The following is a 13,194-nucleotide window of genomic DNA, read 5'->3' as shown; positions in this document are numbered from 1 at the left end:
GCAAAAGCTATTTCAGACTCGCGACATTCAAAACCGCCCATTGCAGCAGCATGATCGTCTTGGCGTCGGAGATATCGCCCTTCTCGATCATGACAATCGCATCGGACAGGCGAACCTCCAGGACCTCGATATCCTCATGCTCTTCCGCAAGCCCGCCGCCATCGGCGACACGGTCGGACGTGTCGATCACGGCGGCGAAGAAATGGATGACCTCGGTCGAGGAGCCGGGCGACGTCATCGATTTGAAGAGGAAGCGGATGTCGCGCACGCGAAAGCCGGTCTCTTCCATGGCCTCGCGGCGGATCGCCGCTTCCGGATCATCGCCGTCGAGCAGACCGGCTGGCACTTCGATCATCCAGGCTGGCTCGCCGACCAGCTGGGCCGGCAGACGATATTGCCGGACGAGCACCACGGTTTCATGGCTGGGATCATAGAGGAGAATGCAGGCGGCCGGCGTGCGATGATAGACCTCGCGCTTCAGCCGATGATTTTCGCCCTGTGAATCCGTGTAGTCGATCTCAAATGTGCTCAGCCGCGTCCATTGATCCGCCAGCGTCTCCTCGCTGACGATCTCGGCTTTCGCCTTTTCGAATTTACTCATGCCACGTCCTTGCGAAGCCATACCTTGTTGTCGTGGACAGCCGCGCCGCCATAGGGTGCAACTGGATCGGCGCCGGTGAGCACATTGATGCCCTCGCCGTCAACATGAGCCTTGTTCGGCCAGAGGCCCTCGGCGATCAGCACGCCCGCCTTCACTTCTGTGGTCACGCGCGCATGCAGGCGGATATCACCGCGGCCATTGCCGATGCGGACCAACTCTCCATGGATGATCTCGAGTGCTTCGGCATCGGCCGGATTGATCATCACCTCGGGACGGCCTTCCTTCTGCCGCGATGTCTTTGTCTCAGCGAAACTCGAATTCAGGAAGTTGCGCGATGGCGAGGTCGCGAGCCGGAACGGATGCTCGGGATCGGCCATCTCGATGACATCGACCTGATCCGGAAACTCCGGCAGCTCGACATGCGGCCCGAGCAATCCGACCGACGCCGGCGGGCGGTTCGGCGCCGGTTGATTGACCCAGTCCGGGCGGAAACGGAATTTCCCGTCGGGATGGGCGAAGCCCTTGATGAAATGGGCCTCCTCGAAATCCGGTTGGCGATCGAACCATTTGTGTTCGAGGAAATAATCGTAGTCCGGCAAGCCGCTTCTGGACAGAACCCGGTCGATCATCTCGCGAGCCGAAAAACCGAAGCCGGGGCGATCCGCAACGCCGAGACGCTTCGCCAGCTCCTCGATCACGAAGAGATTGCTGCGCACTGTCGGCGGCGGCTCCACAAGCTTCGGGCCGAGAAGGATGTGGTTCTGGCCGCCGGCACGATAGATGTCATCATGCTCGACAAACATGGTGGCGGGGATGACGATATCGGCCATGTCAGCCGTATCAGTCATGAACTGCTCATGCACGGCGACGAAGAGATCGGAGCGGGCGAAGCCGCGCTTCACCAGCCGCTGCTCCGGCGCGATATTCACCGGATTGGTATTCTGGATCAGCATGGCCGTGACCGGACCGCGATGGCGAAGCGCGACGGCATCGCCTGTCAGGGCGCGGCCGATCTGCGACTGATCGATCATGCGGATATCCTGATCCTTCATGGCGCGGCCGGTCAGTTCGCTCGCATCCATGCGGAAAATATCGCTGTTCGAATGGAAGGCGCCGCCGCCCTCATATTGCCAGGAGCCGAGCACCGTCGCGACCGAGGCTGCCGCATGCATGGCGATCGCGCCGTTGCGCTGGCGGGTAAAGCCATAGCCGAGGCGGAAATAGGTCTTCTTCGTCGTCCCCACGAGCTTGGCGAAGGCTTCGATCTCGTCGACCGAAAGGCCGGTGATTTCTGCAGCCCATGCCGGGGTCTTCGATTTCAGGTGCTCTTCGAGGCCAGCGGGATCGTCAGCATATTTGGCCATGTAATCGCGGTCGGCATAACCGTCGCGGAAGGCGATGTGCATGACGGCGCAGGCAAGGGCCGCATCCGTGCCCGGCTTGACGATCAAGGCCATGTCGGCCTGCTTCATCGTCGGGTTGTCATAAATATCGATAACGACGATCTTGGCGCCGCGTTCCTTGCGGGATTTCACTGCATGGGTCATGACGTTGACCTGGGTAGCAACCGCATTCGTGCCCCAGATGACGACGCAATCGGTACGGCCCATCTCGCGCGGATCGGGACCACGCAGCACGCCGGTCGCCATGGTGAAGCCCGTCCAGGCCGGATTGGTGCAGATCGAGGAGAAGAAGCCGGAATAGCGCTTGGCATGGCGCAGCCGCTCGATGGAATCGCGCTGCACCCAGCCCATCGTGCCGGCATAGAAATAGGGCCAGATCGCCTCGCTGCCGTCCTTGGCTTCGGCCTTGATGAAAGCTTCGGCGATCTCGTCGAGTGCATCTTCCCAGGAAATTTCCTGCCAGCGCCCCTCGCCCTTTGCGCCGGCGCGGCACAGCGGCTTCATCAGGCGATCGGGATGGTAAAGCCGCTCGGCATAGCGCGCGACCTTGGCGCAGATGACGCCCGAGGTATAGGAATGATCGTTGGCGCCGCGAACCCGGCCGATCCTGCCGTCTTCCGTCAGATCGACCTCCAGCGCGCAGGTGGAGGGACAGTCATGCGGACAGGCCGTGTGGCCGACGCGCGATTTGGCTTGGATGGGGGTCGCAATGTTCATGATGTTTGTATATTTCAAGCGATGTCCGGCCACTAGAGACAATCCGGCCCATCTCAACAATTCATGCGGACTTCACCGACAATGAACTATCGGCACATCTACCACGCGGGCAATTTTGCCGATGTCTTGAAACACGCTGTTCTCGCGCGCCTCGTCCGCTACATGCAGAACAAGGACAAGGCCTTTCGCGTTCTCGATACCCATGCCGGCATCGGGCTTTACGATCTGTCGTCCGAGGAAGCCCAGAAGACCGGCGAATGGCTTGACGGCATCGGCAGGGTGCTGGAGGCGGAACTCGTGCCGCAGGTCGCCGATCTGCTGGAGCCCTATCTCGTCGCTATCCGTGAGCTAAACCCTGAAGGCGGCCTGAGGCTCTATCCCGGCTCGCCGAAGCTCGCCCGGATGCTGTTTCGCCCGCAGGACCGGCTTTCGGCGATGGAACTGCACCCGGACGATTTTCAGCGGCTGCACCGCCTGTTCGAGGGCGATCATCATGCACGCATCACCGAACTGGACGGCTGGCTGGCGCTCGGCGCGCATCTGCCGCCGAAGGAGAAGCGGGGCATCGTGCTCGTCGATCCGCCTTTCGAGGAGGAAGGCGAATATGAGCGGCTGATCGACGGCCTGGCCAAAGCCTGGCGCCGCTTTCCGGGCGGCACCTATTGCCTCTGGTATCCGATTAAGAAGGATGCGCCGATCAAGCCATTTCACGAGGCGCTGCAGGCGCTGGAAATTCCGAAGATGCTCTGCGCCGAGCTGATCGTCAAAAGCGATCGCGGCTTCACCGGGCTTACCGGCTCCGGCCTCATCATCGTCAACCCGCCCTTCACGCTGAAGGATGAGTTGCATGCGCTGCTGCCGGCCTTGAAGGATATTCTGGCGCAGGACCGTTTCGCCTCGCAGCGCGCCTTCTGGCTGCGTGGCGAACATTGAGATTTATCACATACACATCCCGCAGGTGATTTCATGAGACTTCTTTGCTCGCCCACTTCCCCCTTTTCCAGCAAGGTGCGCATGGCGGCACGCCATCTGGGCATCAAGCTTGAGGAGATCCATGTCGACACGAATGCCGGTCCGACGCTGCTGATCGACAACAACCCGCTCGGCAAGATCCCGACATTGCTGACCGGCGACGGCGAGGCGATTTTCGACAGCCGCGCCATCATGCATTATTTCGACCGGCGCGAGGGTGGGCTCTATCCATCGAAGAAGGGCAAGCGCACCGAGATCGAGGTTCTGGAAGCGCTGATCGACGGCACCAACGAGTGCCTGCTGTCGATCGTCTACGAGCGTCGTCTTCGCGAACCCGAGAAGCAGCATCAGCCCTGGATCGACCGGCAGTGGACGAAGGTCAGCCGCGCCCTCACCCATCTCGATGCAGAACCGCCGAAAATCGGCAAGAAGCTGCATGCGGGTCATTTCGCACTTGCCTCCCTCGTCGGCTATCTGCAGCTCCGCTTCGAAGGACAATGGGAAGCAGACTATGCGGGGTTGACGGACTGGGCGCGCAAGTTCGAGAAGCATTTCCCCGATTTTCCGGCGATGAAGCCGCAGGTCTGACGCTGTTCGGCTCAGCTCTGGCGAGCAGTCTCGGCCTTTACAAAATCGATAAAGGCGCGCAAAGCCGTCGGCAGCTGCCGGCGGCTCGGATAATAGAGGAAAAAGCCAGGATAATAGGGGCACCAGTCCTCCAGCACGCGGATCAGCCGGCCATTCTCCAAAGCCGGCAGCGCGTGATCCTCGAACACGAAGGCTAGACCGGAACCATTGATGGCGGCGTCCAGCATGATGTCGAGATCGCCAAGCGTGAGCGGCCCCTGCACCTCGATCTCCAGCTCGATGCCCCCGCGCTCGAACTCCCAGCGATAATAGGTGCCGCTCGCGAAACGGTAGCGGATGCAGGGATGATCTGTCAGATCGTGGGGTGTGACCGGTTTGGGGAAACGCTGAAAATGCTCGGGCGAGCCGACGATCGCCGTCCGCTGGCGAGGCCCGATGGGGACAGCGATCATATCGGCGGCGATGCGTTCGCCGAACCGTATGCCGGCGTCGAAACCGGCGGGGGCGATGCGCGATTTCGCGGCCGGCCATAACCACGGCCAGCCAGGCGATCCCGCACGGCTTGCAAAGTCGGTGATCACGCTTGCTCATTCGGCCAATCCGCCGCTGCGCATGCCCTTCGGCTCGGATACCGTCGGCGCGATCGAGACCAAGAATGACTATGTCGCCAGGGAACTGGCCGAGTGGCGCGAACTGGCTGTCTCGACCGATTTCCCGAAGGACGCCGCGTAAGCAGCTGGCCTATGAAACGGAAAAAGCCGGGGCGCAAACCCTGGCTTTTTCTTCATTCCATGCCGTCAAGTGATTAGAACTTGACGCCGATACCGACCTTGACGCTCTGTTCGTCGTAACCACGAGAGAACCGACCGGAGTCGAGGTCGAAGTTCTTCTTGCCGTAGTCCGTGTAACGGTACTCGAGGCGAGCGGTGATGTTGTTGGTGATGAAGGTTTCAGCACCTGCACCGACCGTGTAGCCAACAGCCGTCTTGCTGTCGGACGAGGTCGCGTCTTCCAGCTTGTTCTGGCCAAGGGCCAGACCGGCCGTGCCGTAGAGCATGAACGGGTTGAAGTCGTAACCGATACGACCGCGAACCGAGCCGTTGACACCGTTCTTGGCGGTCAGGCCGTTGCGGGTGCTGTCGGCACCGGAGTAGCCGAGGTCAGCTTCAACACCGTATACGATCTGGCCCTGCTGCCAGTTGTAGCCGGTGAAGGCCTGGCCGCCCCAGGCGTAGGCGTCGCCGTTGCGGGTGAAGTGACCGGCGTTCCAGTCGCCGGCACCACCGATGTAGAAGCCGGACCAGTTGTTGACGGCCGGAGCTGCTTCCTGAGCGACGGGCGGCTGCGGAATCTGCTCGACAGCGTCAGCGGCGTGAGCTGCGGTGTAGCCGCCGAGAGCGAAAGCGGAGACCATGAGGGTCTTGATAAGAGTACGCATACTTTTCTCCTTTCAGTCCCGTGGGCCCCGCTTACTGTCCTTGACTTCGAAGCGCCACGAGCAATTAAAAAATATCCCTCCCGGATCGAGGTTGAAATTGGAATGCAAATGAGGAATTGGAAGAGCCAAAATATGATATCATTGTGGCACAGACATGGCTGAATTTCGATGTTGCTTCATCGCAACAGAGGAATTGTTAACCATAACCAATGGTTAAAGCGTGTATACTTATTTTAATCTAAATATATCCGAAGCTTTACATAAGAAATCTCAAAGAGCGTCATTTGCTCTGCATCTTTTCATATGGTGTATCGACGCCCTATATGAGCGTCGATTGGATAACGACGAGCAAAAGGCAATCTCTTGAGCCAGGAAAAACTACGCACGGCGTTGATAACCGGCGCTTCCAAAAGAATAGGCAGGGCAATTGCCGAGGATTTGTCGGCTGACGGCTTTGCGGTGGCACTGCACGCCAACCAATCCCTTGCCGAGGCAACGGAGATTGTGGCGAAATTGCAGCAAATGGGCCGAAAGGCGATTGCAATCAAGGGCGATCTGCTAGATTTGGCCGAGACGTCAACCCTTGTCGAAAGGGCCACGGATGCTCTTGGCCCGCTCGATCTCCTGGTCAACAATGCCTCAGCTTTCCTCGGCGATTCCGCCGATCGTTTCGACGCGGAAGCCTTCGACGCACATTTCGCTGTGCATGTTCGCGCCCCTTCTATCCTGGCTGCCGATTTCGTGCGGCAGCTTCCCGAGCCGCATCCGGGCCTGATCGTCAATATGGTCGACCAGCGGGTCTGGGCGCTGAACCCGCGCTTCTATTCCTATACGCTGTCGAAGGCAGCGCTTTGGACGGCGACACAGACGATGGCGCAGAGTTTCGCCCCCCGCATCCGCGTCAACGCCATCGGTCCCGGCCCGACAGTGCGCAGCGTGCGGCAGAGCGAGGAGGACTTTCAAGCGCAGATCGACGGCCTCATATTAAAGGCGGCGCCGGGGCTCGAAGAATTCGGCCGGACCATCCGCTTTCTTTTTGACACGCCCTCGATCACGGGCCAAATGATAGCGCTCGATGGCGGCCAGCATCTTGCCTGGGAAACGCCAGACGTGTCGGAGAGTGCGGAATGAATGGAAGAAAGCTGCCCGACGGCGGCGTTCTCTATGACGAATCAGAGGATATCGAGGACGACATCGAGGTGGAGGGCGATGCCGCCGCCTCCCCCGTTGCGCCCGTCGATTGGAACGAAGGTGGAAAGAACGAAAGCGGGCTTCGCGGCGCCGAATTGATCGCCGAATTCGTCAAGCGGCTGCCGAACAACCCCGGTGTTTACCGCATGTTCAACGAGGCTGGCGACGTGCTCTATGTGGGCAAGGCTCGCAGCCTGAAGAAGCGCGTCTCCAATTATGCCTTGGGCAAGGTGCATTCCAACCGCATCGCCCGCATGGTGCGCGAAACCGCCAATATGGAATTCGTCACCACGCGGACGGAGACGGAAGCGCTGCTGCTGGAAGCGAATCTGATCAAGCGCTTGCGCCCGCGCTTTAACGTCCTGCTGCGCGACGACAAATCCTTTCCCTATATTCTGATCACGGGGGATCATCGCGCACCGGCGATCTTCAAGCATCGCGGTGCCCGCGCCCGCAAGGGCGACTATTTCGGCCCCTTCGCTTCGGCTGGGGCGGTCGGGCGCACCATCAATTCGCTGCAGCGGGCCTTTCTGATCCGCACCTGCACCGACAGCGTCTTCGAGACGCGCACGCGGCCCTGTCTGCTCTATCAGATCAAGCGCTGTTCCGGCCCCTGCACGCATGAGATCAGCGATGCGGGGTACGGCGAACTGGTACAGGAGGCGAAGGACTTCCTTTCCGGCAAGAGCCAGAACGTCAAGGCGCACATGGCGGAGGCGATGAATGCTGCCGCCGAGGATCTGGATTTCGAACGTGCCGCCATTTTCCGCGACCGTCTGGCGGCGCTCTCGCATGTGCAGAGCCATCAGGGCATCAATCCGGCCGGCGTCGAGGAAGCCGATGTCTTCGCCATCCATCACGAGGGCGGCATTTCCTGCATCCAGGTCTTCTTCTTCCGCACCGGCCAGAACTGGGGCAACCGCGCCTATTTCCCGAAGGCTGATCCGTCGCTCTCCGGCGCCGAAGTGCTGAACGCCTTCCTCGCGCAATTCTATGACGACAAGCCGGTGCCGCGGCAGATCCTGCTGTCGGAGACGGTCGAGGAAATCGAGCTGCTGGCGGCTGCCCTCAGCGAAAAGGCCGGTCACAAGGTCACGATCCTCGTGCCGCAGCGCGGCGAAAAGCGCGATCTGGTCGAGCATGTCATCGCCAACGCCCGCGAGGCGCATGGCCGCAAGCTGGCGGAAACCGCCTCGCAATCGCGGCTGCTCGAAGGCTTCAGGGAAACGTTCAAGCTTCCCTACACACCGCAACGCATCGAGATCTACGACAACTCCCACATCATGGGCACGAATGCGGTCGGCGGCATGGTCGTCGCAGGGCCGGAAGGCTTCGTGAAAAACCAGTACCGCAAGTTCAACATCAAATCGACCGACATCACGCCGGGCGACGACTTCGGCATGATGCGCGAGGTCATGACTCGCCGTTTCTCCCGGCTGCTGAAGGAAGAAGGCAAGCCTGATCGGGCCGCTGCCGTGGAGGCTGCCGGCACCGATACAGTCGACCAGCCTTTTCCCGCGTGGCCCGATGTCATCCTTATCGACGGCGGCCAGGGGCAGATGACCGCGGTACGTGCTATCCTCGAGGAACTTGGGATTACCGACAGCGTCATTGCCATCGGCGTCGCAAAGGGTGTCGACCGCGAGGCCGGACGCGAACGCTTCTTCGCCCCTTCGGGCGAAAATTTCACGCTGCCGCCGCGCGATCCCGTGCTCTATTTCATCCAGCGCCTGCGCGACGAGGCGCACCGCTTCGCCATCGGCTCGCATAGGGCGCGGCGCAAGAAGGAGATGGTGAAGAATCCGCTGGACGAGATCGGCGGCATCGGCCCTTCGCGCAAGCGCGCGCTGCTGCAGCATTTCGGCACCGCCAAGGCGGTATCGCGCGCAGCGCTCTCGGATCTCATGGCGGTGGAAGGCATTTCCGAAGCCGTCGCACGGCAGGTCTACAATCATTTTCACGAGGACGCCGCGAAATAGAAAAAGCTGGTCGCAAATTCCACGCAATGGCGGTGAAAAAACAGAAACAATATTGACGATAAGGTTGCCAAACCATCATCTAGGATTTGATCCCAAAAAGTGCGAAGCGGTTTTTGGAGAAGATCGAAACAATCAAATTCCCGGAGCAAGATGAGACCCGAAACCGAGCCTCATCGTGCTCCGTCGAGATAACCGAAACGAAACGATTTCCATGGCTTCGCGCGCTTACAGCATCCCCAATCTGCTCACCTACGGCCGCATTCTCTGCGTACCCCTGATCGTTCTGTGCTTTTTCGTCGAAGGTAAGCTGGAGGGCTCCGATTTCGCGCGCTGGGTCGCGCTGTGGATCTTCGTCATCGCCTCGATCACCGATTTCCTCGATGGCTATCTCGCGCGGATCTGGAACCAGACCTCCAATATCGGCCGCATGCTCGATCCGATTGCCGACAAGCTGCTGGTTTCCGCCATCCTGTTGCTGGTCGCGGCTGACGGCACGATTGCCGGCTGGTCGCTCTGGGCCGCCATCATCATTCTTTGCCGCGAAATCCTGGTCTCCGGCCTGCGCGAATATCTGGCGGCGCTGAAGGTCAGCGTTCCCGTGACGCGGATCGCGAAATGGAAGACGACGGCCCAGCTCGTCGCCATCGCCTTCCTTCTGGCTGGGCCGGCGGGCGACAAGGTGCTACCCTATACGACGGAGATGGGCATCGTCCTGCTCTGGGTCGCAGCGCTTTTGACCATCTATACCGGCTATGATTATTTCCGGGCCGGACTGAAGCATGTCGTGGATGAAGAATGATGACGAAACTCGTCTATTTCGCCTGGGTGCGCGAGCGGATCGGTAAAGCCGAGGAAGAGATTTCCCTTCCCGCCGATGTCGTCACAGTCGGCGATCTACTGAGTCATTTGAAGGGCTTGGGCGAGGAATACGAGGCGGCACTTCAATTTCCCCAGGCGATCCGCGTCGCGATCAACATGGAGCATGCGGAACACGATGAGCCGATCGCCGGAGCGCGGGAGATCGGGCTCTTCCCGCCGATGACCGGGGGGTGAGGAGCGGTCGGGCGAAGCCCGAGCAATCGATCCAGTGAATCGATTGCAGCGACGAACGCCCTGAGCCTTGGCGAAGGGTCAGGAGGCTGCTCAGCATGTTTGCGAAGCCGATCAAGGAAATTGCGATGATTTCACCATTGGTCAAAGTCCAGCGCGAGGATTTCGATCTCCAGGCGGAGATCGACCAACTAACCTCCAGGCGCCACGATATCGGCGCAGTCGTGACCTTCTCGGGCCTCTGCCGCGACGAAGGCGGCACTTTGGGTGCGCTGGAACTCGAACATTATCCAGGCATGGCGGAGGCGGAGATCAACCGCATCGCCAAGCTTGCCATCGAGCGTTTCGAGCTGCTTGGTCTCACCGCCATCCATCGCTACGGCAAGATCGCGCCCGGCGAGAATATCGTGCTCGTCATTGCCGCCGCACCGCATCGGCAGGCCGCCTTCGACGGCGCCAATTTCGTCATGGATTTTCTGAAAACCTCCGCGCCCTTCTGGAAAAAGGAGCATGGCAAGGGCGGAGAAGAAGGCGGCTGGGTTTCGGCCAAGGATGCCGACGATGCCGCGCGGGCCAAGTGGGCCGGCAACAAATAGGCTTCAGGGCACCACTCTTTCACGACGGCTGAGGACCAGCAGCAGCACGAGCAGCGAGAAGATGACGAAATCGCGCCACAGGAACGGGCCGTAAGCACCCCACATCGTCTCCGTCAGCCCAAGAAGTGCCGCTCCGCCCGCCGACTTCAACGGATCGGAATAGCCGCCAACCGCCGCAATCATCAGCACCTTCAGCCCGAACATCAGCCCCGCCCCGAAATCCATCGTTCCGTAATAGGAGGTGGCAAGTAGCCCGCAGATGGTCGCGACGAGTGCGGAGGCGACATAGGCGAGCAGGAAAACGCGATTGGCGCTGGCGCCGCAGAGCTCGGCGGCGAGAGCGTCGTCGGTCACCGCCCGCCAGATGCGCCCCCAACCCGTGCATTTCAGGACATAGGCGCCTGCCAGAATGACAAGGATCATCAGCGCCGTGTTGAGCAGCTGGATCTCTGTCAGCGTCACGCGGAAATCGCCGCTATCCCAGAAGACGATCGGGCCATTCAGGAAGGGCGGCAGCCAGATGCCACGCGTATTGGAGGCCAGCCGGGCGGTTTCCATCAGGATGATCATCATGCCGAGTGCCGCGACGATGACGGTATTCGGGGACTTTCGCGACAGCGGCAGCATGATCGCGCTGCCGACGAAAAGACCGGCGCCGAGCGTATAGCCAGCCGCGATCACGGCACCGGAGGCAAAGGCAGCCGGTAGGATCAGATACATTCTCGTGTAGCCGATATCGGTAAAAAGCACGAGCATCTGGCCGGCAAACGCAAACAGTGCGCCATAGGTGATATCGGCCCGCTTCATGACCCCGAACGCAATGGAATAGCCGAAGGCCAGCGCCGCATAGAGTGCAGCGAGCGGAACGGCATTCGCCAGTTGCTGCAGAAGATAGGCCATTCACTCCCTCCGAGGAACAGGTAAATAGTAACTGGCAAAATGAATTTTACCAGTTATAATTTTCTCCATGAGCTTTTCCTGGACCCCGCATCGTTTTTCCGGTGGCGCGCTCGCGCTCGATGTCGCCAACAGCGTCATCCTGCGCCATGACGACGAGCGCCGGATCGACCGTTTCGAGGCAGTGGGACAGATGGATAGCTTCCCGAAGGCAGCCACCAATTTCTGCGCGGAGCGGGCACTCTTCGGCGATATCCTGCCGGTGAGACAGGAGAACAGAACCGATTTCATTGCCCTCCGCGAGTTGATCGACCGCTATTTCCGGGCACGCGTTCTTGGAGATGCTGCGGATCTGCTGCTTTCGGACCTGCTTGCGGCCTTGGCTCGCGTCCTGAAGCGCGCCTCACCCGATGGGCTCGATGCCGCGACGGTACATTCGACGCTGCGCCTCATCGCCATGCCCGATCCCGAGCGGATGAAGATCTGCCGCAACTGCGGCTGGCTCTTTATCGACCGCAGCAAGAACAAAAGCCGCGCCTGGTGCGACATGGCGGTTTGCGGCAACCGAGCCAAGGCTAGCCGGCACTACCGGCGCAAGAAGGAGGAGACTGCGCCATGACGATAAGAAGGATTATGCTGACAACGATAAGTGCCGGGATCATCGCCGGTCTGGCGCTGGCCGGCTGCCAGCGGAAGGACGATGAAGGCCCGACGCAGCTCACCGGCCGCCTTTTCGTCTTCAACTATCGCGTGGCGAGCGCAAGCTACATGATTACGCTGAAGAAGATCGCCCCAATCCCTGAGGGAACGACGGCCGTTGCTGAATTCGAAAATCCCGCCGGCGGTGATCCGCTTGTCGTCAACCAGAAGATCTATTCCTTCTGGGACAAGATCACGCTGGAAAGCCCGGACCTTCATTGCGTGCGCAAGGATCGCCCCTATTCCGTCTCGATCAAGCTGGTGGATGCCAGCGACAAGACGATCCAGACGATCAAGACCGAGGTCAAATCCGATCTGGACCAGACTGTGCTGCCGACGAAGCCGCTGGTCGTCGGCCCGGTCTATACCGCCAATCCAGATGTCTTCAAGGGCGATGGCAGTGCCGATTACGGGCATGATGCCGCCTGCCCGGCATGAAAGTCATGACCTCCACCAGAGGTGGAGGTTTGAAACGCTGCGCTTGAACCGCTAGAAGCGGTATTGTTAGCGCTTAGTAGCTACGATTGAAGAGGTCGGCAAAGTCGGAAGCTTTGTCGGCCTTTTCCTGATTACGGATATATTGTCTGACGACCTGCTCGTTATAGCCCGTCGTCGATACGAAATACCCGCGTGCCCAAAAGTGATACCCTTTGTAGCGGCGCTTGCGCGCATATTTGTTCGCTACGTAAAGGGCCGTCTTGCCCTTCAAGAAGCCGACAATATGCGAAACCGAGTATTTCGGCGGGATCGAGATCAACATATGCACATGGTCGGGCATCAGATGACCCTCCTCGATCTGGCAGCCTTTCTGCTGTGCCAGCCGACGCAAGAGTTCTCCCAACTCACGCCGCACGTCCCCGTAAAGTCTTTTCGTGCGGTATTTGCTGCCAAAAACAATGTGATACTTGCAGTCCCACGTCGCATGCGAGAGCGTTTGCTCATCCATAAAACCTCCTTGTTCGAAGTCTGGGCCACCCCAGCGGTTCAAGCAGGAGGTCTCTCAACTACCGTGTAGAACTCGTCCAGTCCTCCACCGTAGGTGGAGGTTTATTTATCGATATAA

General features: G+C 59.9%; 14 protein-coding genes and 2 pseudogenes. 10 read left to right on the top strand and 6 right to left on the bottom strand.

Features of this window, described 5'->3' with window-relative positions; all coding sequences use genetic code 11:
* Positions 1-7: 7 nt before the first annotated feature.
* Positions 8-601: an NUDIX domain-containing protein gene (locus DQ393_RS23490; RefSeq protein WP_112344122.1), complete on the bottom strand. Its 594-nt coding sequence runs from the start codon at positions 599-601 to the stop codon at positions 8-10.
* Positions 598-2,721: a molybdopterin-containing oxidoreductase family protein gene (locus DQ393_RS23485; protein ID WP_245430437.1), complete on the bottom strand. Its 2,124-nt coding sequence runs from the start codon at positions 2,719-2,721 to the stop codon at positions 598-600. Before DQ393_RS23485 ends, DQ393_RS23490 begins: the two co-directional genes overlap by 4 nt.
* Positions 2,722-2,802: 81 nt before the next feature.
* On the opposite strand from DQ393_RS23485, the gene DQ393_RS23480 reads away from it, so the two are divergent.
* Together DQ393_RS23480 and DQ393_RS23475 are read left to right on the top strand one after the other, a co-directional pair.
* Complete coding sequence (locus tag DQ393_RS23480; RefSeq protein ID WP_112344120.1) at positions 2,803-3,654, top strand: 23S rRNA (adenine(2030)-N(6))-methyltransferase RlmJ; 852 nt, start codon at positions 2,803-2,805, stop codon at positions 3,652-3,654.
* 33 nt (positions 3,655-3,687) lie between these two features.
* Entirely contained in the window at positions 3,688-4,281 is a 594-nt protein-coding gene (locus DQ393_RS23475; protein WP_112344119.1) for a glutathione S-transferase, read from the top strand.
* A gap of 11 nt (positions 4,282-4,292) precedes the next feature.
* Here the strand turns inward: DQ393_RS23475 and DQ393_RS23470 are convergent.
* Positions 4,293-4,781, bottom strand: a pseudogene (locus DQ393_RS23470) (LysR substrate-binding domain-containing protein); the annotation flags it as partial.
* On the opposite strand from DQ393_RS23470, the pseudogene DQ393_RS23465 reads away from it, so the two are divergent.
* Positions 4,777-5,013 (top strand): annotated as a pseudogene (locus tag DQ393_RS23465) (short-chain dehydrogenase/reductase); the annotation flags it as partial. The pseudogenes DQ393_RS23470 and DQ393_RS23465 overlap by 5 nt on opposite strands.
* Before the next feature lie 73 nt (positions 5,014-5,086).
* On the opposite strand, the gene DQ393_RS23460 reads toward DQ393_RS23465, so the two are convergent.
* Positions 5,087-5,719, bottom strand: coding sequence for an outer membrane protein (locus DQ393_RS23460; protein ID WP_112344117.1), 633 nt, complete (start codon positions 5,717-5,719; stop codon positions 5,087-5,089).
* Positions 5,720-6,082: 363 nt separating this feature from the next.
* Here DQ393_RS23460 and DQ393_RS23455 point away from each other — a divergent pair, with 363 nt between their 5' ends.
* From DQ393_RS23455 to DQ393_RS23435, 5 genes are all read left to right on the top strand, one after another.
* Positions 6,083-6,850 (top strand): SDR family oxidoreductase, encoded by a 768-nt coding sequence (locus DQ393_RS23455; RefSeq protein WP_112344116.1) that lies wholly within the window; start codon positions 6,083-6,085, stop codon positions 6,848-6,850.
* Complete coding sequence (uvrC, locus tag DQ393_RS23450; RefSeq protein ID WP_112344115.1) at positions 6,847-8,889, top strand: excinuclease ABC subunit UvrC; 2,043 nt, start codon at positions 6,847-6,849, stop codon at positions 8,887-8,889. The genes DQ393_RS23455 and uvrC overlap by 4 nt, the downstream gene beginning before the upstream one ends.
* A gap of 211 nt (positions 8,890-9,100) precedes the next feature.
* Entirely contained in the window at positions 9,101-9,688 is a 588-nt protein-coding gene (gene pgsA / locus DQ393_RS23445) for a CDP-diacylglycerol--glycerol-3-phosphate 3-phosphatidyltransferase (protein ID WP_112344114.1), read from the top strand.
* Complete coding sequence (moaD, locus tag DQ393_RS23440) at positions 9,688-9,942, top strand: molybdopterin converting factor subunit 1 (protein ID WP_069616328.1); 255 nt, start codon at positions 9,688-9,690, stop codon at positions 9,940-9,942. The genes pgsA and moaD overlap by 1 nt, the downstream gene beginning before the upstream one ends.
* 125 nt (positions 9,943-10,067) lie before the next feature.
* A complete protein-coding gene (locus DQ393_RS23435; RefSeq protein WP_112344264.1) occupies positions 10,068-10,535 on the top strand; it encodes a molybdenum cofactor biosynthesis protein MoaE in 468 nt (155 codons plus the stop codon).
* 3 nt (positions 10,536-10,538) lie between these two features.
* Here DQ393_RS23435 and DQ393_RS23430 read toward each other — a convergent pair whose 3' ends face one another.
* The gene (locus DQ393_RS23430) at positions 10,539-11,435 is read right to left on the bottom strand and encodes a branched-chain amino acid ABC transporter permease (protein ID WP_112344113.1); all 897 of its coding nucleotides are present in this window, start codon (positions 11,433-11,435) and stop codon (positions 10,539-10,541) included.
* 67 nt (positions 11,436-11,502) lie between these two features.
* Between DQ393_RS23430 and DQ393_RS23425 the strand changes: the two genes are divergently transcribed.
* The gene (locus DQ393_RS23425) at positions 11,503-12,051 is read left to right on the top strand and encodes a CGNR zinc finger domain-containing protein (protein WP_112344112.1); all 549 of its coding nucleotides are present in this window, start codon (positions 11,503-11,505) and stop codon (positions 12,049-12,051) included.
* Positions 12,048-12,569, top strand: a complete 522-nt coding sequence (locus DQ393_RS23420; protein ID WP_112344111.1) for a hypothetical protein — start codon at positions 12,048-12,050, stop codon at positions 12,567-12,569. Before DQ393_RS23425 ends, DQ393_RS23420 begins: the two co-directional genes overlap by 4 nt.
* 73 nt (positions 12,570-12,642) lie before the next feature.
* Here DQ393_RS23420 and tnpA read toward each other — a convergent pair whose 3' ends face one another.
* Positions 12,643-13,077, bottom strand: coding sequence for an IS200/IS605 family transposase (tnpA, locus tag DQ393_RS23415; RefSeq protein WP_112340015.1), 435 nt, complete (start codon positions 13,075-13,077; stop codon positions 12,643-12,645).
* Positions 13,078-13,194 lie beyond the last annotated feature (117 nt).

This window comes from Martinezella tropici, from assembly GCF_003287875.1.
In the GTDB taxonomy this organism is placed as follows: Bacteria; Pseudomonadota; Alphaproteobacteria; order Rhizobiales; family Rhizobiaceae; genus Rhizobium; species Rhizobium tropici_C.
This window is presented reverse-complemented; position numbering and strand designations above follow the sequence as displayed.